20 protein-coding genes are annotated in these 19,596 nt (G+C 33.4%); 10 read left to right on the top strand and 10 right to left on the bottom strand.

Going from position 1 to position 19,596, the window contains the following annotated elements:
* Positions 1-119: 119 nt before the first annotated feature.
* Positions 120-1,142, bottom strand: a complete 1,023-nt coding sequence (locus AC3WRL_RS06840; RefSeq protein ID WP_492329988.1) for a GDP-mannose 4,6-dehydratase — start codon at positions 1,140-1,142, stop codon at positions 120-122.
* An 86-nt stretch (positions 1,143-1,228) separates the two neighbouring features.
* On the opposite strand from AC3WRL_RS06840, the gene AC3WRL_RS06835 reads away from it, so the two are divergent.
* Positions 1,229-2,026: a DUF2797 domain-containing protein gene (locus AC3WRL_RS06835; protein ID WP_261510397.1), complete on the top strand. Its 798-nt coding sequence runs from the start codon at positions 1,229-1,231 to the stop codon at positions 2,024-2,026.
* Between the two features lie 36 nt (positions 2,027-2,062).
* Positions 2,063-4,723, top strand: a complete 2,661-nt coding sequence (locus tag AC3WRL_RS06830; RefSeq protein WP_492329987.1) for a hypothetical protein — start codon at positions 2,063-2,065, stop codon at positions 4,721-4,723.
* A 22-nt stretch (positions 4,724-4,745) separates the two neighbouring features.
* On the opposite strand, the gene AC3WRL_RS06825 is transcribed toward AC3WRL_RS06830, so the two are convergent.
* Positions 4,746-5,096, bottom strand: a complete 351-nt coding sequence (locus AC3WRL_RS06825; RefSeq protein ID WP_214829538.1) for a hypothetical protein — start codon at positions 5,094-5,096, stop codon at positions 4,746-4,748.
* A 174-nt stretch (positions 5,097-5,270) separates the two neighbouring features.
* On the opposite strand from AC3WRL_RS06825, the gene AC3WRL_RS06820 reads away from it, so the two are divergent.
* Together AC3WRL_RS06820 and AC3WRL_RS06815 are read left to right on the top strand one after the other, a co-directional pair.
* Positions 5,271-5,465 (top strand): hypothetical protein, encoded by a 195-nt coding sequence (locus AC3WRL_RS06820; protein ID WP_214829536.1) that lies wholly within the window; start codon positions 5,271-5,273, stop codon positions 5,463-5,465.
* 123 nt (positions 5,466-5,588) lie between these two features.
* Positions 5,589-6,635: a PA0069 family radical SAM protein gene (locus AC3WRL_RS06815; RefSeq protein WP_214829534.1), complete on the top strand. Its 1,047-nt coding sequence runs from the start codon at positions 5,589-5,591 to the stop codon at positions 6,633-6,635.
* A gap of 117 nt (positions 6,636-6,752) precedes the next feature.
* Here AC3WRL_RS06815 and AC3WRL_RS06810 read toward each other — a convergent pair whose 3' ends face one another.
* The 3 genes from AC3WRL_RS06810 to AC3WRL_RS06800 form a co-directional block, all read right to left on the bottom strand.
* The gene (locus tag AC3WRL_RS06810) at positions 6,753-6,923 is read right to left on the bottom strand and encodes a bacteriocin-like protein (RefSeq protein ID WP_214829532.1); all 171 of its coding nucleotides are present in this window, start codon (positions 6,921-6,923) and stop codon (positions 6,753-6,755) included.
* A 194-nt stretch (positions 6,924-7,117) separates the two neighbouring features.
* Positions 7,118-7,276 (bottom strand): bacteriocin-like protein, encoded by a 159-nt coding sequence (locus tag AC3WRL_RS06805; RefSeq protein ID WP_449243589.1) that lies wholly within the window; start codon positions 7,274-7,276, stop codon positions 7,118-7,120.
* 75 nt (positions 7,277-7,351) lie between these two features.
* On the bottom strand, positions 7,352-8,302 hold the full coding sequence (locus AC3WRL_RS06800; RefSeq protein ID WP_261510394.1) for an isopenicillin N synthase family dioxygenase: 951 nt from the start codon (positions 8,300-8,302) through the stop codon (positions 7,352-7,354).
* An 87-nt stretch (positions 8,303-8,389) separates the two neighbouring features.
* Between AC3WRL_RS06800 and menD the strand changes: the two genes are divergently transcribed.
* Positions 8,390-10,066: a 2-succinyl-5-enolpyruvyl-6-hydroxy-3-cyclohexene-1-carboxylic-acid synthase gene (menD, locus tag AC3WRL_RS06795; RefSeq protein ID WP_261510392.1), complete on the top strand. Its 1,677-nt coding sequence runs from the start codon at positions 8,390-8,392 to the stop codon at positions 10,064-10,066.
* Here menD and AC3WRL_RS06790 read toward each other — a convergent pair.
* Positions 10,063-10,689, bottom strand: coding sequence for an aminotransferase class IV (locus AC3WRL_RS06790; protein WP_214829517.1), 627 nt, complete (start codon positions 10,687-10,689; stop codon positions 10,063-10,065). The two genes, menD and AC3WRL_RS06790, sit on opposite strands and share 4 nt — an antisense overlap.
* Positions 10,673-11,650 (bottom strand): aminodeoxychorismate synthase component I, encoded by a 978-nt coding sequence (locus AC3WRL_RS06785; protein WP_261510389.1) that lies wholly within the window; start codon positions 11,648-11,650, stop codon positions 10,673-10,675. Before AC3WRL_RS06785 ends, AC3WRL_RS06790 begins: the two co-directional genes overlap by 17 nt.
* 47 nt (positions 11,651-11,697) lie before the next feature.
* Here AC3WRL_RS06785 and AC3WRL_RS06780 point away from each other — a divergent pair, with 47 nt between their 5' ends.
* From AC3WRL_RS06780 to AC3WRL_RS06760, 5 genes are all read left to right on the top strand, one after another.
* Positions 11,698-12,420 (top strand): hypothetical protein, encoded by a 723-nt coding sequence (locus AC3WRL_RS06780; protein WP_214829513.1) that lies wholly within the window; start codon positions 11,698-11,700, stop codon positions 12,418-12,420.
* A 70-nt stretch (positions 12,421-12,490) separates the two neighbouring features.
* Positions 12,491-13,225 (top strand): beta-carotene 15,15'-monooxygenase, encoded by a 735-nt coding sequence (locus AC3WRL_RS06775; protein WP_214829511.1) that lies wholly within the window; start codon positions 12,491-12,493, stop codon positions 13,223-13,225.
* A 3-nt stretch (positions 13,226-13,228) separates the two neighbouring features.
* Positions 13,229-14,320 (top strand): AI-2E family transporter, encoded by a 1,092-nt coding sequence (locus AC3WRL_RS06770; RefSeq protein ID WP_214829504.1) that lies wholly within the window; start codon positions 13,229-13,231, stop codon positions 14,318-14,320.
* Positions 14,321-14,332: 12 nt separating this feature from the next.
* Complete coding sequence (locus tag AC3WRL_RS06765) at positions 14,333-14,587, top strand: DUF3820 family protein (RefSeq protein ID WP_214831306.1); 255 nt, start codon at positions 14,333-14,335, stop codon at positions 14,585-14,587.
* 9 nt (positions 14,588-14,596) lie between these two features.
* Positions 14,597-15,076: a cupin domain-containing protein gene (locus AC3WRL_RS06760; RefSeq protein WP_261510386.1), complete on the top strand. Its 480-nt coding sequence runs from the start codon at positions 14,597-14,599 to the stop codon at positions 15,074-15,076.
* A gap of 605 nt (positions 15,077-15,681) precedes the next feature.
* On the opposite strand, the gene uvrB is transcribed toward AC3WRL_RS06760, so the two are convergent.
* The 3 genes from uvrB to AC3WRL_RS06745 all read right to left on the bottom strand — a co-directional run bounded on the left by uvrB (position 15,682) and on the right by AC3WRL_RS06745 (position 19,547).
* Positions 15,682-17,673 (bottom strand): excinuclease ABC subunit UvrB, encoded by a 1,992-nt coding sequence (uvrB, locus tag AC3WRL_RS06755; protein ID WP_214829494.1) that lies wholly within the window; start codon positions 17,671-17,673, stop codon positions 15,682-15,684.
* A 54-nt stretch (positions 17,674-17,727) separates the two neighbouring features.
* On the bottom strand, positions 17,728-19,107 hold the full coding sequence (locus tag AC3WRL_RS06750; RefSeq protein WP_492329986.1) for a M56 family metallopeptidase: 1,380 nt from the start codon (positions 19,105-19,107) through the stop codon (positions 17,728-17,730).
* A gap of 68 nt (positions 19,108-19,175) precedes the next feature.
* A complete protein-coding gene (locus tag AC3WRL_RS06745; RefSeq protein WP_214829490.1) occupies positions 19,176-19,547 on the bottom strand; it encodes a BlaI/MecI/CopY family transcriptional regulator in 372 nt (123 codons plus the stop codon).
* Positions 19,548-19,596 lie beyond the last annotated feature (49 nt).

Below are 19,596 nucleotides of genomic sequence, written 5' to 3'. Positions count from 1 at the left end.
AGTATAAAAATAGGTTATATAATAAACTTTTTTATACTTGATTTTCAATTCTTTTTATTAACTTTTGTTCATCACAGGCTTTATTCCCTTGCGTAACTATACCTGCAACTTGCTTGATGTCATTTTCTCAAAAACCATTCCATAAATTTTTTTATGCCATTTTGGAAGTCTGTGGCTGGTTTGTAGCCAATTAAAGTCTGTGCCTTTGTAATATCGGCATTGGTTTTCTTTACATCTCCAGGTTGCATAGGCAGTATTTTTTTGTTAGCAGTTCTTCCAAGTGCCTTTTCAATAGTCGAAAGCATTTCAGAGAGGGTGATTACTTCACTTTCACCCAAATTAATAATTTCATATATATGAGAATTGCTTTCCAAGTAGATGATAGATTTTAGAATTCCATCAATAATGTCATCAACGTAAGTGTAGTCTCTGGCAGTATTTCCATCTCCATAACAAGGGACTTCTTTCCCTTCAGAGATTAATTTTGTGAATTTATGTATCGCTAAATCAGGTCTTTGTCTTGGTCCGTATACCGTGAAGAATCTCAATTGTATCATATCAATATCATACAAATGATGATAAACATGTCCAAGAATTTCTCCACATTTTTTAGTTGCTGCATAAGGTGAGATAGGATTGTCTACATTGTCTGTTTCAGCAAAAGGAGTTTTTGCGTTGTTTCCATAAACGCTTGAAGAAGAAGCACAAATGAATTTTTTGATGTTGAATTCTTTACAGAGTTCCCATAGATTCATTGTTCCTTTTACATTTACTTCTTCGTATTCCAGAGGCCTTTCAATGGAAGGACGTACCCCCGCAAGTGCTGCCAGATGAATCACTAAATCAATTTTATTGTTTTTAAATATCTCTTCCAGACCGTTTTTTTGTCTAATGTCTTGAAAATATAGTGTGTAATTGCCTGATTTAGTGATGGAAATTAATTTTTCAACGTCTTCTTCTTTATTAGAAAAATTAAAGTTTACCTCTTTGCCGACAGATTCTAAAGTATTTTCAATTTTTATCTGATAATTATAAAAATTATCGAAACTGTCTATGTTTATGACAGAATGTCCATTTTTCAACAGTTGTTCTATTAAATGAGAACCTATAAATCCACTCCCTCCAGTTACAAGATACGTCATTCGTGTTTTTTTATGATCACAAAAATATAAAATTTAAAACTTGAAAATATAATCATTAAATTTACTTAAAAAAGTAATATAAATTTATGCAGTTTCAAGGGCAAATTTTAAAAATGACGAGCTATGATGATCAGCCGATTCAATATTATCTTAATCTTTCTGGAGATTTAATTCATATGAACGAGTTGTTTGGAAAAGAGCTAACCATAAAACATACCGGATTTCAATGTGTCAACTGTGGTGAAAACAAGCCTATCTATAGAATGGGATTCTGTAAGAACTGTTTTTTTGAAAGTCCTTATGCCAGTGATACGATCATCCGTCCGGAACTCTCGACAGCTCATTTAGGTGTTGGTGAACGTGATTTGGAAATAGAAAAAGCAATTCAGCTTCAGCCTCACACCGTGTATTTAGCCTATACTGGAGATGTAAAAGTGGGTGTGACCAGAAACACTCAGATTCCGACAAGATGGATCGATCAGGGAGCAACCTTTGCTTTGCCTATTGCCAGAACTGAGAACCGTTATGAAGCGGGAATGATAGAAGTTGCATTAAAAGAGCATTTACCAGATAAAACAAATTGGAAGAAAATGTTACAGGACGATTTTGAAGGAGAAATAGATCTTGCTGATTTTCAACAAAAAATAAAAGAATATTTTCCAGAGGATTTTCAGAAATTCTATAGTGAAGGTGAAGATCTATGGAAATTCGATTATCCTTTTGACAAACCTGAAAAAGTAACCTCTTTTACATTAGATAAGAAACCTGAGTTTACAGGGAAATTAACAGGAATAAAGGGGCAGTATTTAAGTTTTCAAGGCGGCAATTTTATAAATGTAAGAGGACATGAAGGATATGTGATTGAATTGACTGTAAAAAATTAATATTATATTTAGATATAATTATTTCAAAACACAAACATGAAAAAATGGGTTAAGAAGTTATTGATTGGTCTCGGTATCTTGGCAGTAATTTTCTTACTGGCCAACTTTGGGCTAAATTTTTGGCTGAAGACCCAGCTTCCCAAGTATATTAAAAACAATACGGATTATAAAGTATCTTATAAAAAGTTGGATATAGACTTGGGAAGTGGAAATATTCTCGCAACAGGAATTACCGTAAATAGCAAAAATCCGAAGAATATAGATGTTATTGGTCTTCAGGGTACAATAGATACCCTGCAAATTAGTCGTTTGGGTATTTATAATGCTGTTTTTAAAAAGAATATCAGTTCTAAAGATCTATTACTGGCAAGTCCCAATCTCAATATTACTTTAGCGAAACCGATAGATAAAAAGACAGGAAAAAAGAACAATCCTGTATTATTTGAGAATATCAGAATCAATAATGGGAATATTAATATTTTCAAGTACACGAAGCAAAAATTTTTAGGAGTAAAACAATTCAATCTATTTGTAGAAAATCTGCAAATGACGGAGGAGTCAGTAGAAGATAAATTACCAGTAGTTTTTGATAAATATGATATTAAGGGGAGAGATTTTTTCTTTCGACCAGGTAATATTTATGCTTTAAAAATTAGTAAAATAACGACCACGAACGGGGAGATGTTGATAGAGAATTTTAAACTTATTCCTTTGTTAACCTTTGATGAGTTTAAAAGGTTTTATCCTAAAAAAAATAAACTCTTCAAATTTGATATCCAGAAAATGGAATTTAAAGATGTCATTTTAAAGAAGGATAAAATCTCTCTTAGTAATGCAAATCTTCAGAATCCCACACTTTTAGTGTACACGACAAATGCTGTTGTAAAGAAATCTGATAAACCGGTGGCTTTTGAAGTTAATTTGGATGATATTAAATTAAGCAATGGTACTGTTCAAATTATTAAACCTGATGGAAATAAACTTTTAGTTGCTCAAAGTTTAAATCTCAAAATTAATAAACTCCTGTTCAATAAGGAATCTGCTGAAAATATGATTCCTATAAATTATAAAGACTTTAATTTTTCAGGGAAAAATATTCATTACACAGGCAAACAAAACATTAATGTTGAAAGCTTAGCTTTAAATCCTAAAAGCGGAGAATTGAGAAATATTTCAGCTTTACCCACGGACTCAAAAACATCAATGGATTTTAAAGCCAACCATATTGCATTTAATATTAATAAATGGGAATTTATTGATAAAAAGCTCAATCTTGATGTTAAAGATGTTCTTGTAGATGGGGTACATGGTACAATTAAAGCGCGTGAAGTAGCTCAAAAAAAGAAAACTGAATTGAAAGGAATTCAATTTCCATTGGTAATAAGAAAGGTCATCATAAAAAACTCAAATATTATTTATGATAAGGAAGATCAGCCTTTAACTTTTAATGACCTCAATGCAACAATAAATAATATAGAGCTCAAACCAAAAGCGGATAACTCAGGACTTGCTGTTAGTGTAAAAGATTATATACTTACAACGAAGAACTTCGCCTACAAAACAAAGTTTTATAATATGAGCGTGGGTCTTCTTAAAGTAAATAAGAATAAAATTCAGGTTAATAATTTCGCAATGAAACCTTTGGTTTCAAGGGCTCAATTTATCAAAATGATACCGGTTGAGAGGGATTTGTATGATTTGAAAGCAGGACAGGTTACGGCAGAAGGCAATTGGGATCTGTTCTCTAATAATAAATTTATTAATGCATCTAATGTAATCATCCAGTCCGCTGATGCAAATATTTTCAGAAGTAAGATTCCTAAAGATGATCCGAAAGAAAAACCTCTATATTCAAGATTGCTTCGTTCCATAAAAATTCCACTGTATGTTAGTAATCTGGATTTGAAGAATTCTATTCTAGTATATGAAGAAGATACTCCTGAAAGTGCAGGTCCTGGAAAGTTGACGTTCAGTAATTTTAATATGAATGTGAAAAACCTTAATTCCGCAAAGCTTAAAGGAAAGCCTACTCAGGTAAAAATAAAAATTGACTGTTCATTTATGAATCTGGCTCCTTTTGCTGTAGATTGGAATTTTGATGTTGCCAATCATAATGACGTGTTTGCTATTTCGGGTAAAGCAATCAACCTTCCAGCAGAGGGAATCAATCCATTTATAAGGCCTTATCTTCATATAACAGCGAAAGGAACTATTCAGGAAATGGTTTTTAACTTCAAAGGAAATCCTAAAGGTTTAAATGGAACCTTTAATCTGAGACATAAAGATCTGAAAATTGCTATTTTAGATAAGAACAATAAAGAAAAGAAAAACTTTATAACAGCTATTGCTAATTTGGTTATAAAATCAGATTCAGGTAAGTTTCCAGAATCTGTTACTGTAGAGAATGTCGAAAGAGATCCTACAAAATCTTTCTTTAATTTATTCTGGAAAGGCGTGGAGGAAGGTCTTAAGAAGACTTTAATAGGAATTAATGTTGATAAGGCGAAGAACGCTGTGAAAAATACGGTTTCTACTGTTAAAGATGTTAAGAATACAATTAAAGATATTGATATAAAAGCAATCAAAACTAACAATAAAAATACAGAGGAGAAACCCGGACAGCCCGGAGAACAGGAAAAAAAGAAGGGGTTTCTGAAAAATATTTTCAAGAAAAAAGAGAAACCCGGAACTGAATAGCTTCGGGTTTGTATATATATGTTTAAAAATTGAATTCGTCGCTTTCCTGAACCGGAATATCTCTTAAGAATTCATCAAATTTTTCACCAGGGTAATTACTATCTGCACCATAAGAATCGATCATCATTCCAATATTTCCGGCAGTGTCTTTTAGTACATACAGAACTGCATTATCATCAGGATCGCTTTCTCCCTCGAAACGGTATGTTTTTAAGATCGTTAAATCTGAAGGTTTATAGGGTTTGTCCGAGTTTTCGAACTTCATTTCGCCAGTTTCATCTAATCTGAATTCTCTTTGTATTCCCCTTTCTGATAAGGTCTTCATTACCTGGCTTAATGTGGTCATTCTATCGAGGTTTTCTGAATTTTCCATAATAATACTTTTTCCTGTTTAGTACAATAATTAAACCATTATTTTAATGAAATTCCTAAGTAAACGAAATATTCTTCACAAGAATTATTTTTCTAATGTTAACAAAATTTATAATTAAGGAAAACAGAAAAGGTACATTTTTTGCAATACAGAGAGTAATAAATCGAGTACAATATGAAAAAGGAAATTGGAGTTTTATTGGCAGGAGGAGTTGGTCTTTTGGCAGTATTAAGTTTCTTAGGAATAAAAAAGATTTTAAGTAAAAAAGATAAAAAATATAGTGATTATTATTCAGATTATCACAGACACTTTGATGGAAAAGATCTTGATGAAGAGTATCATGGTGTCGAATTTTATGCACTGAAGTAGTAAAACAATATATCAGATTATGTTTTAAATCCAACACTTTCAACAGTGTTGGATTTTTTTGTGGAAAACTTTAGTGTTAAAACTAATTATTTTTTGATCAAACCCCTATAATTTTACATCAGAATGCAGAACGAAAATATCATAAAAGGGCAGGGTGCACAACGAAACGTAAATAATCGTTTCGACAGATATACCTTTGAACCTGAGGATGAAGATTTCGAAACTGTAAAAACATCCTTCACAGAAGTTTTTCCAAAAACCATTGTGAATCAGGTGAAAAGTGATGACCTTCCAATGGAGTATTCTATGAACCCTTATCAGGGGTGTGAGCATGGGTGTTCTTATTGTTTTGCACGGCCAACACATGAATATTGGGGCTATAGTGCAGGGATTGATTTTGAAAGAAAGATCATGGTGAAAAAAAATGCACCTGAATTATTAGAGAAATTTTTTCAGAAAAGAGGATATAAACCGGAACCTATTTTACTTTCTGGAAATACAGATTGTTATCAACCTGCTGAAAGGCAGTTTGAAATCACACGCAAGCTACTGCAAGTGTGTCTTGAGTATAGACATCCTGTTAATATATTAACAAAGAATGCTTTGGTTTTAAGAGATTTAGATCTATTAAAACCTATGGCAGAACAGAACCTTGTATCTGTTTCCCTGAGCATTCCTACGATGAATGAAGAGCTTCGAAGAAAAATGGAACCCAGAACCAGCTCTGCCACAAATAAACTGAAAGCAGTGGAAATTTTGTCCGAAAATAAAATTCCTGTCCACATTATGGTTGCACCCGTAATTCCTGGGCTGACAAGTGATGAGTCTTTGGGTATTTTGAAGGCAATTTCAGATGCTGGTGCTTTGAGCTTTGGTTATACATTGGTAAGACTGAATGATGCTGTAGAGCCCATATTTGTAAAATGGATAGAAACTCATTTTCCAGACAGAGCACAAAAAGTGTTGAACCTTATTCGCTCGATGCGTGGTGGAAAGCTTGGTGAAAAAAGATATTTTGATCGTTATAAAGGAGAAGGGAATATTGCAGAAATGATTCATAATACCTTTAAAATTGGTAGAAAAAAGTTTTTCGAAGGAAGAGAATTTCCAAAACTCACAACAAAAAATTTTACTGGGACAAAAGAGCAGCAGTTAAGATTGTTTGATTGATTTCTGTTTTATAGATAGGAGTTTATTTAATTCGCAAATAAATGTCTTAGCAAATACTTATAGAGAAAAATAAAACCATTCTTTTGAAAATGGTTTTGTTATAAAGAACAGATTGTTTTAATAAATAATGGGTTGCTCACCATCGGGACAAATAAATTCTAACCGACACAATGCACGATAGGTAATTCCATCACTACACACATAAACACAGTCTCCGGGAAAAGGATAACTTATTCCTCCAGACATCGTTTTTAATTCTGTTTTTGATAGTTTTTTTAAGTTTTTCATATAGTTTTAATTAAAATTTGATAACAAACTAAAGGTAGTCAAAATAATATTAAGTCAACCTGTTTTGAATTATTTAATCAAAGTGAAGTATTAATCTCTTTTACGGAACTATATTGTTTTAAGATTAATTAAAAAACAGAAACCGCTCCAAAAGTGGAACGGTTTCTTATAATGTTGTAGAGCATTAATATTTTCTACATAGAATCATCCGGACATTTGAAGTCATTACTGCATGTTGCACAAATGACAACACCATTGCAGTAGTACATACAAAAGTCTTCTACTGGTTTGATGATTCCTGCTCCTGAAATAGTCTTTAATTGACCGTTAGTTAGTTTTTTTAAGTTTTTCATACTGTTTTAATTAAAAATTTGATACAGAAGTAAATATATAATTAAAATATGAAATGAAAAACAAAATTTTTGAAATTATTTTTTAATCAATCCTAACTCAATAAGCCTTTCATGCAAAAATTCTCCTGCAGTCGTATCTTCATATAATTTTGGATTATTTTCATCAATACAATTTTCAAGACAGTTAAGAGACATTCCGCTTACAGGATGCATAAAGAAAGGAATTGAATATCTTGAAGTACCCCATAATTCTCTTGGTGGATTTACCACTCTGTGAATGGTAGATTTCAATTTGTTGTTCGTATGTCTTGAAAGCATATCACCAACGTTGATCATCAACTCATCAGGTTCAGCAATAGCATCAATCCATTCTCCTTTATGATTCTGCACCTGAAGTCCTTTTCCTTGGGATCCCATTAGAAGTGTAATCAAATTAATGTCTCCATGAGCAGCAGCTCTTACCGCGTCATCCGGTTCCTGAGTAATTGGAGGGTAATGAATTGGTCTTAAAATAGAGTTTCCTTCAGCTATTTTATCATCAAAATAAAACTCATCCAGACCCAAGTACAATGCTAAGGCTCTTAATACATATTTGCCTGTTTTTTCCAACATCTGGTAAGTTTCTTTACCTACTGTGTTGAATTTGGGAAGTTCGTCAACAATAACATTGTCAGGATACTCTGTCTTGTATTTTGAGTCATCCGAAACATACTGTCCGAAATGCCAAAATTCTTTTAAGTCTCCTTTTTTAAAGCCTTTTGCAGTTTCTTTACCGAATCCTACATAACCTCTTTGTCCTCCAATTCCGGGAATTTCATACTTCTGTTTCGTTTCCGTAGGAAGTTCAAAAAAGTTTTTCACCTCACCATAAAGATCACCTACTAATTGATCATCAAGAAAGTGGCCCTTTAAGGCAACAAAACCAATTTCTTCGTAAGCTTTTCCGATTTCATTTACAAATTTCTGTTTGCGTTCCGGGTTGTCCGAAAGGAAATCACGCAGGTCTACACTAGGTATTTTGTCCATTTTTAGAAATTTAACGTGGGTGCTAAATTACGTCTTTTTTAGATTAAATGATTTTACAATTTAGTATTTATGAACTACATTTGTCATATGAAAAAATATTCTTCTAAGAGAAGTATTCAGATACTAGCAAACCTTCTCCAGCAGTACGGAATTTCAGATGTTGTCATTTCTCCAGGATCGAGAAATGCTCCCATTGCGATTCATTTTTCAGAAATAGATCATTTTAACTGTTTTAGTATTGTAGATGAAAGAAGTGCCGCTTTCGTTGCTCTGGGAATGGCTAAAAGTGAAAAGAAACCTGTTGCAATTACTTGTACCAGTGGTTCTGCAACGGTTAACTATTATCCTGCTGTAACAGAAGCATTTTATCAAAATGTCCCTCTTTTAGTGTTAACTGCCGACAGACCAATAGATTTCGTTGATATTTTTGACGGACAGACCATACGACAGAATAATGTTTTTCATCAACATTCTTATGGAGATTTTCAGCTTTTAGAAGATAAAGAGGAAAATGCTGAGGATATCAATTTTGAGACGATTAAAAAAGCGATTGAACTTTGTTTTGAAAAACAAGGTCCGGTACATATTAATATTCCCCTGGAAGAGCCCCTGTATGAATTGGTTTCAGAACTGCCAACTTTTCCTACAGTTGAAAAAACCATTAAAAAGAAAGAATACGAGATTCCTTCCAACCTTGTTGCAGATTGGAATACTTCTCAGCGTATTATGATCTTGGTTGGAACAAAAGATTACAGTCCGGAATTGGAAAATCAATTGTCACAGTTGGTTAAAAATCACTCAGCTGTAGTGCTAAGTGAGGCGAACTCCAATGTGTATCATGAAAAATTTTTCCGTTTCATAGATCGTTATATTTTTAACTTCACTGAAGAAGACTATAAAAAATATGCTCCGGATTTATTAATTACCGTTGGGCAGAATGTAGTTTCTAAGAAAGTAAAACAGTTTTTAAGAAAAGCCCGCCCAAAACAACATTGGCATCTGGACGAGGTCTGGCAACCGGATACCTATTTTTCTTTAACAGAAAAAATTGAAATAAAACCAGAAATTTTCTTTTCAAAATTATTAAAATTTATCAATCTTGAGCCAAGACCATATTTCAACCTTTGGGATGTCCTCAGAGATAAGAAAGATGCGAAACACGAAAAGTTTTTGAATCTGGCTGAGTTTTCTGATTTCTATTTCTTTAATAAAGCTTCGCAAACAGTACCGGAAAATTATAACATTCATTTCAGTAACAGTTCTGCAATCAGATATGCACAACTATTTGATTTTGGTAAAAGAAGAATGTACTGCAACAGAGGAACCAGTGGAATTGACGGCTGTACCTCTACGGCAATGGGGTTTGCGATCAAGAGTTCTAATCCTACCTTGTTGATTACAGGAGATTTAAGTTTTTTCTATGATATCAATGGTCTTTGGAATCAATATATCCCTCCGTTTGTAAGGATTATCATTTTTAATAATGGGGAAGGAAATATTTTTAAAATTATTCCTGGACCTGGAAATGCCAACCCAAATACTTTAGATGAGTTCATTGCAACAAAGCACCATAAGAACGCTGAATATTTAGCAAAACACTTTGGTTTCGCATATACAAAAGTAGAGGATGACAGAACTTTAGATAGGGTATTAGATAATTTCTTTAAACCGGATACTCAGCCTAAAATATTGGAAATCAATACTCACGGTACAAATAGTGCAGATGTATTAAAGGGTTATTTTGAATTTATGGCAGAAAACTAAATATCCAGATATTCTTCATTACCAGGCAAATTATTGATCCTGTCGATAGGATAAATAAACATATCATCGAAATCATTCAAAGCATTAATCAATTGGAAGTGTGAAAATTGTTTAATGTTTTGTAAGGTGATTTCCATTTCTTTTATTTTCTTTTTCTTTAAAAGGTTTTGTCTTTGAACACCATTCAAAAGATAAGTTGTGGGAGTAAACCATTCTTTACCTTTCATAAATAAAAGATTGGAAAATGAAGTGTCGGTTATATGATTGTTTTTAACAATAATAATTTCTTCAGCTTTAGATTTCATTTTCATTTTTTCTAACTCCTTTCGGTCTTCAAATTTGAAGGAATAATCAAAAGTATTATTTTCCACCAACTGAAAATCCTGTATTTCCGGAATAGCGTAAGGTATCATCTGTGTTCTAACCTTTTTATCCAGGTCATAAGCCACTCTTAGTTTGAAAAGACCGTCTTCGTCATGATCAAGGTTTTTGAAGATTTTTGACAGATCAATAGAGCCTTCCTTACCAAAATGGGCAAATGTTTGATTTACACGCTTTTGGTGGAAATCTAAAAGAAAAACTTCCTGGTCTTCTACTTTAATACTTTCAATAAATTGGAACATAAATTTTATTTTTCATTTCCTGATATTCGTCTTCTAACTTGCTCATATGGGTTATCCCTCCACCACTCTTAAAATACAGAGTGCCATTTTCTTTCTCAATGAAACGGATCATTACACAACTGTCGACATTTTCGCCATCAAACCAACCGCAAACTCCTGTATAATAGCCCCTTTTATAGCCTTCAGCCTTTTGAATGATCTCCAAGGTCTTTGGTTTAGGTGCTCCTAAAATAGAACCTGCAGGAAGTAATTTTTTCATAATACTTCCAACCTTCCCTGAAAATTCAGGCTTTAAATTTCCTGTAATTTCTGAGCTCATCGCGTAGAGATCCTTTTGTTGTGTTCTAATAAGATCAATATGTTGAAACTGATCAACTTTCACATCATCTGCTACCATACTGAGATCATTCCTAAGCAGATCGACTACCGTGTAATGTTCAGCTTTTTCTTTCTTATCGTTTTTCAGAACTTCTTTTGCATTTTCTACTGCAGCATCAATAGTTCCCTTCATTGGGTAAGTATAAATTTTACCATTAATGATCTTTACAAAAGTTTCAGGAGAAAAAAATACGAAAAAATCTTTATAAAAAACTTTATATTTCGCATCGGAGTGAAGAAATATTTCTTTCAAGGATAAATTTGTTTCTATTTTAGTTTTTCGTGTATAATTAACTAAATAAGAGTTTCCAAGACGAATATTTTTCTGAACCTCATCAAATCCATTTTTAAAACTTTCTAATGATTCAGGATATGATTTCCATATTATTTCTTTGTGTAATTCTTCCTTGTTATTAGATGTTGAAATTGACTGAAAATCAATTAATAAGCCTGATTTTTCAATCTCATTCTCCAGATAGATTTCAACCTTCTCACTTAGGAAGTCGATGATAAAGAAAAAGGGAGTTTTCTGAAGAGAAAGCTCGTCCATTTCCATAAATTTTTGATGATTCACTGAAAACATTCGACAAAAGTACTTATTGATGTTTACTTTTGCACAAAATATTTTACATGCAGAACAAATATCCACAGAAACCGGGAATTGATTTTATACTGAAGCAGGCATTTTTCTATTGGAATAAAACTTTAATTTTTCAATTGATGTTTTCCATTATTTACTTTGCGATATTTTTTACAGGAATGTTTTTTTTCGCCTCACGATTTGGGATCTGGGAGCAAAATCAAGAATTGGCTGAAGCTTTTCGTTTAGGAACCAAGGCTTATATGGAGAAAGCAGCTGTTATAAGTGCCACTGAAAATTACAAGAATTTCAGTTATTGCCTTTTAGGGGTTATTGTTTTTCTTTATCCTTTAAATCTCGGGCTTTTCCAAATATTCAGAAAAATTGATCTTAAGGAGAAAATAGTTTTGGGTGATTTGTTTGCGGGTTATAATGGATCTAATTTCTTTAAGTACATCAGTTACTTTTTATTTTGGTTTTTCGTTTACCTGCTGTCGGCACAAACGATTATTCTTGGAATTGTATGGGTTATGGTTACTCTATTTGTTGCTCCACTGATGTTTTTTACCGATAAAAGAATTTTTGAAGCCATTACTTTAAACTTTAAGGCTTTGAAAATGTATTTTGTAGAAATAATGGTTTGCGTTATTGTTGCATTTATATTTAAATATGTTGGATTCGCATTGTTTCTAGTGGGTGGACTCTTCACTTTTCCTTTTTGGAATGCTATAATATATTCATTGTATAAGACCGTTTTTTCAGAAAAAAATTAAATTTTGGCTTTGTTTAATGCTTTTTTTATCAAAAAAAATTAAATTTGGTAAAACATTAAAAAATTAAACCATGTCTGGATTCGACGAATTTGATCAGCAAGGCTCCGTACCTAATAGAGATACGGGCTCAATTATTTCGCATGCCTTCGAAATGTATAAAGGAGTTTTTCTTTATGCTATTGTCGCAATGATAGTGTATATCATCGGTGGATTTATAATTCAAACGGTAACAGGATTCAATTCTGCCTCTATGATGGAAGAAATGAGAGATGCTGGTGATGATTTCTCTGGATTTAGCTATTGGAATGCACCGGGATTTCCGTTGTACCTTACCTTATCAGGATTGCTGGGTATTCTCCTTGCTCCTTTGTATGTCGGATTAATATTTATTGTGAATAAATATAACACTAAAAATCCTATTGAATTTGCTGACTTATTTATCGGATACCGTCAGAATTTTGTGAATATATTGATTTACAGTCTGATCTCGGGAGTTATATCCAGTGTGGCTCTATCCATTTGTTTTATCCCGTTCTTTTTTGTTTATCCCTTGTTGTTGTTGGGTTATCCAATTTTATTATTTGAAAATGCTTCAGCAACAGAAGCTTTGGGAAAATCTTTCAATATTGCAAAAGAAAATTATGGTGTTTTTCTTGGAACAACCGTGGTTGGACTGTTAATATCTTTTGCAGGTATTGTACTTTGCTTCATAGGGGTTATTATTACAGCTCCGTTTATTATGGTTGTAATGTATTCTGCATATTGTGCTTTTCTGGGGAAACCAAGACAAATATTGTTAAAGTAAATTATGATAAATAAAGAGAAACAAATAAGCGGGGTGGCAATAAAGCAGGTTTTCTTGCTTGCTATTATATTAGTGTTGACGGGGCTGATTTGTTTTAACCTCGCCCTTTTTATACCTTCGGTTTTGGGGGCACTTACGATCTATGTTGTATGTCGCAAGTATAACTTTTATTTGCAGGAGGTGAAAAAATGGAAACCATGGCTTTCATCACTGGTGTTAATGCTTGCCAGTTTGATCATTCTTATTCTGCCGATCTATTTTATAGCTGATCTATTGATTGATAAACTAGGGAATGCACAGGCTTATATGACCAAGTTTAATGTATTTCTTGAGAAAATACATACTTATATCGATACAAAGTTTGGGTTTGATATATTGAGTAAGGAAAATATGGATAAGGTAAAAGGTTCAGTAGGAAAAATCTCTTCGGTTGCTCTTAGTGGAACCTTTAATACGCTTACCGTGATCATGTCAATGTATTTTATTCTTTACTTTCTTTTAGAAAAACCAAGACTTTTTGAAAAAATATTGACATCATCTGCTCCCTTAAAGAGAGCTAATGTCTCTCTGATCGGCGATAAAATGAGAAAGCTGATTATGGCAAATGCCATAGGAATTCCTGTGGTTGCTATTGGCCAGGGGATTGTGGCACTTATAGGGTACTTTATCTTTGGTGCACCCAGTCCTGTATTACTTTTTGCATTAACAGCTGCTGGTTCCATGATCCCGGTTGTTGGGGCAGCCATTGTGTATATTCCGGTTTGTATTTATATGATTGCTGTGGGTGATACAGGACCGGGACTTGGTCTTGCTGTCTACTGTTTGGTGGTCGTGGGACTGACGGATAATTTGCTGCGTTTTACACTTTTGAAGAAACTGGAAGATATTCATCCCCTTAATACAGTATTTGGAATTATTATGGGAATGAATTTGTTTGGCTTTATGGGGCTGATTTTCGGGCCTATTCTGATCTCTCTTACTCTTCTACTCATTCAGGTGTATAGAAACGAATTTTCAGATGATGAGGCACATCCTGAACTGGAGTTGCCAGATAAGGACAATGATTTAGATAATAAAGTTGATTTAATAGTATAAGTTGTGGAAGGAATAAACCCAGAAATATTGAAAGAAATATGTGTTGCTAAAATGCCGTTTGGAAAACATGAAGGAACTGTACTGGCTGATTTGCCAATTAGTTATCTCGAATGGTTTCAACGACAGGGAATGCCGAAAGGAAAACTTGGAATGCAGCTTTCAACCATTTATGAAATAAAGCTGAATGGCTTGATGGATCTGTTGACGCCACTTCGCGGGGGAACAGTAAATTATGAAAAAATAAAAACCAAGACTTATAAATTTTAATATAAACAGATGGATTCTCAAAAGCTCGTTGATATTTTAAAATTGGAGCCACATCCTGAAGGAGGCTATTATAAAGAAACGTACAGATGTGAGCAGACATTAACCTTAGAAGATGGGAATGTAAGAAACATAAGTACTGCTATTTATTATTTGTTGGAAAATGAAAACAAATCTTCTTTTCATCGAATTAAATCTGATGAATTATGGTTTTTCCATCAAGGAGAGCCTTTGGAAATTGTTTTTATAAAAGATGGGAACCTACATACCGTAATTTTGGGGAATTCTATAGAAAACGGACAGATACCGCAAGTAAGAATTGAAGCCAATTTGTGGTTTGCTGCAAAAATTTCAAATGGGAAAGGTTATTCATTAGTTAGTTGTACCGTTGCTCCTGGGTTTGATTTTTTAGATTTCGAACTAGCAGAAAGAAGCGTATTACTTGAACAGTATCCTGATTTAAAAGAAGTAATTAAAGAATTTACACATTGAGATTTATTTGAATGATTTCCTACTCCTCTAAAGTAAATTTATAATATCTCTAAAAAGAGAACATTGATAATAAAAAGAGACAAGCTATTGCCTGTCTCTTTTTATTTATTAGTAGTGTATTACATGTATAGTTCCTTAAAGTATTTAATGTGTAAATAAAATGGAATTAAATAAAAGAGTCGGTGTCACTTTTTTGTATTTCCAATTTTTTTATTTATTAACTGAATACATTACAGGAACAAGAAAAAGTATAGATCCGATAAAAAACGCAAACGTTAATAAATGAATTCTGTAATCATTAATTCTTAAAAAAATAAACTGGTTAACTATTCTTAATGCCCAAAATCCAGAATTAGCTAATAGAAAGTATTTACCGAAATTTGTACCTGTTATTTCATGATTAAAAAAGAGACATATTAAACCAGTGGTGAAGAAGACAAAAATTATCTGGATGTTTAAGATTTGCATAACTCCTCTGTTGACTTGAGAAAGCTTTTCCAGGTCTTTTTTCCAATTAAAAAACTTCCAAAAGAATAAGTGAAACACACCAAGTATTAAAGAGTAAATCCCGCAAATAATGATGATTGTTTCCATTGTTGTTCTGCTTAGTTTTTCAGACCTGCAATTTCATCACGAAGCTTTGCCGCTTTTATAAAATCAAGGTTTTTTGCTGCCGCTTCCATTTCTTTTTGCTTTTGCTCGATCATCTTCTCAATATCTTCAGTAGCGTAATTTGCTTTGGCTTCGGCAACTTTCTGAATAATTTCCTTTTGGGTATATTTTGAATCAGGGAAATCCTTACTTCTTCCAACTAGATTTTCTGAAATCTTTTTATTTAAAGCAGTTGGTACCAAACCATTTTCTTCATTATGCTGCATCTGTTTTGCACGGCGGTACTCTGTTTCATCTATAGTAGCTTGCATCGATTTTGTCATCTTGTCAGCATATAGGATAGCCTTGCCGTTAATATTCCTAGCCGCACGTCCAACCGTCTGAATCATTGATCTTCTGCTTCTTAGCATTCCTTCTTTGTCGGCATCTAAAATAGCAACCAGCGAAACTTCAGGTAAATCCAATCCTTCTCTTAATAAGTTGACTCCGATCAAAACATCGAAAACTCCCAACCTTAGATCCTGCATGATCTGTATACGTTCCAGTGTTTCAACATCTGAATGGATATATCTGGTTCTTATTCCGAATTTTGTAAAATATTTGGTGAGCTCTTCAGCCATTTTTTTTGTTAGTGTGGTCACTAAAACTCTTTCATCTGCAGCAGATCTTTTATGGATCTCTTCCATCAGGTCATCAATTTGATTTAATGATGGTCTTACTTCAATAACAGGATCCAGAAGTCCTGTAGGACGAATGATCTGTTCAATATAGGATCCTCCGGTTTTTTCCAACTCATAATCGGCTGGTGTTGCCGAAACATAGATGACCTGATTCTGCATGGTTTCAAATTCGTCAAATTTTAATGGTCTGTTATCCATTGCAGCAGGAAGTCTGAAGCCGTATTCTACAAGAGCTTCTTTTCTGCTTCTATCGCCGCCATACATCGCATGAACCTGAGGAACAGTTACGTGACTTTCATCAATGACCATCAGGAAATCTTTTGGAAAATAATCGATAAGACAGAAAGGTCGAGAACCAGGTAGTCTTCCATCCAGATATCTTGAATAGTTTTCGATTCCCGAACAGTAACCCAATTCTTTTATCATTTCAAGATCCAGCTCTGTTCTTTCCTGTAGTCTTTTTGCTTCCAAAGGCTTGTCTACGGAGCTAAAGAAATCCACTTGTTTTACCATATCATCCTGAATACTTCTGATTGCTCCATTTAAAGTTTCCTTGGAGGTAACAAATAAGTTAGCAGGGTAGATTTGAATCTGCTCAAAATTAGACGTTACATTTCCTGTAACAGGATCGAAACTCTGGATCTTTTCAATCTCATCACCAAAGAACTGAATTCTGACACCATCATCTGCATATGCTGGGAAAACATCGATTACATCTCCTTTAACCCTGAATGTTCCCCTCTGAAATTCGTTTAGAGTTCTTGCATAGAGTGCACTTACTAAAGAGTGAAGAAGTGCCGTTCTTGTCACTTTCTCACCAATTCCAATCGATATAAGGGATTTGTGAAATTCAGATGGGTTTCCGATACCATAGATACATGAAACGGAAGCTACGATTAATACGTCCCTTCTTCCCGAAAGCAAACTTGCAGTAGCAGAAAGACGTAATTTTTCCACTTCTTCATTAATGCTCAAATCTTTTTCGATATAGGTTCCCGTGGTTGCAATATAAGCTTCAGGCTGATAGTAATCATAATAGCTTACAAAATACTCGACAGCATTGTCAGGGAAAAACTCCTTAAACTCCATGAAGAGCTGGGCTGCCAAAGTTTTATTATGCGCTAAAACCAGGGTAGGCTTTTGAACATTGTTTACAACATTGGCTATTGTAAAAGTTTTTCCAGATCCTGTAACCCCTAGTAAAGTCTGATATTTCTCACCGATTTCAATTCCTTCGGTAAGTTTTTCAATAGCTTGAGGCTGATCTCCGGTTGGTTTGTATTCTGAGTGAAGATTGAAATTCATACATCAAATTTATGAAATAAAAAAGAGTCCTAAAGCGGACTCTTACAATTATTATCATTTTTTACCATATTCAAAAGTCATCGTTATTGGAAGTCTGAAGACAGTTGCTGCTGGTTTGCCATCAGCAAGTGCTGGCTCCCATTTTACGTTTTCTGTAGCAGACTTTACCGTTCTGTAAACTTCATCATTAAAAACCCTGTTATTACCATCTGTTGTTATCTTGTCAACTGTGCCATCTTCTTTAATTGAGATAAAAACGTCGGATCGTATATACCCTTCATTTCCATTAAGAAGACTTCCATTGAAGTTCTTGGAAATTTTGTTTCTTAGCTCATTAATTCCTTGCGGAAATTTTGCCTGAACAAAAGAGTTGTTTGCTGGCGGTGGTGGCGGCGGAACATCAGGGTTTCCAGCCATATTCGCTTTCTTTCCTTTTGTTTTCTCTACTGGAGGAGGTGGTGGTGGAGCCATTTCAGAATTTCGATTGATTTTCCCTTTCTTGGCTGCTCCTTTTTTTGTTGGACGAATGGTATCCGAAGCAATTATTTTGTTCGTTGTGCTTTCTTGTTCGTCAGCTGTTTTTTGTGGAGCATTTATCAACGATATTTTTCCATGCTCTTTTGAGTCATCTATATTTGAAACAGAATTGCTGGCGTATGTTTTCTCCACAAAAAGACCAAAGGCTATTATTAATATGGGAAGCGCCGCTGTTTTTTTCAGCCAGGTAAATTTTGATTGTTTAGTGTTCATCATAATAAATCGTTTTTTGGTATTGTTAAAATTAAATGGATGAGTAAATTCAAGCTTTTGAGAATCAATTATTTCATTAAGGATTAAATTCTGATAATCCCTAACATTGAAATTATTTTCTAGAACAGTCTCATCAGCGAGAAACTCATGATTGGTAATGATTGCTTTTTTATAAAAATAAATAGCAGGATTAAACCATGTTAAGATTTTAATAATTTCGATTAAAAATAGATCCCAGCTATGCTTTTGATCCAAATGGCTTTTTTCGTGTAAAAATATTCGTGGATCTATTTTATCATTGACTAGGTAGTTTTTTCCAAGATAAATGGTGTTTGAAAAAGTAAAAGGAGACAGATTATTTTCTGTTAATATTATTTTGTAGTTGAAGTGAGTTGTTTTTTTTCCTTTAATATTTTTAATCTTCAGGATTGAAATGATGGCTTTTACAAGGAGGGCAATAGCAATGATCCCATATATGATCCATAATGCGTTCACCCAGTCAAAGCTTTCCTGTTTTGCAGAGAGTGATTGTATTTGCTGGGTTGCCTCTTCAAAAATGAGTTGTGATTTCTGTTTTGAAATTGGATTTTCCACTGTAATTGAAATGAAAGGAACCGAGTATGAAAACAGTAATGAAAAAAGTAAGAAAAATCTGTTGAAACGATACATTTTTTCTTTTTCCAATAAAAAATAATACATTGTAATAAGTAGCGAAGAGCATAAAATTATTTTGAGAAAAATGTAAAACATCTTTAATCTTTTATTTGTTGATCAATTATTTCGCGGAGTTCTATCAACTGTTTTTGAGATAATTTTGCATTAGACGTAAAAAATGATGCAAATTGTGTTACCGAACTGTCGAAAAAACGGTCAATCATAGAAGTCATTTCTTCCTTGAAATATTCTCCTTTACCTACTTTTGGATAGTATTCACGAGAATTTCCATATAATGTATAGCCTACAAGATCTTTATTCTGCATCCTTTTTAATAAGGTTGCGACTGTTGTGGAAGCCGGCTTTGGTTCAGGGTAAAGGTCTAGAATATCTTTCATGAAAACCTTTTGTTTATCCCAAAGAATTTCCATAATCCCCTTTTCGGAATCTGTTAACTTTATTTCTTTCATGTTCTACTTTTTGATAGTTTGTTCTACAAATGTAGAATAAAATTTTGAA

The organism is Chryseobacterium sp. FW101-FHT12H09, assembly GCF_058790395.1.
Note: the sequence above shows the minus strand (reverse complement) of the source record. Positions and strands in the feature narration are given on the sequence as shown.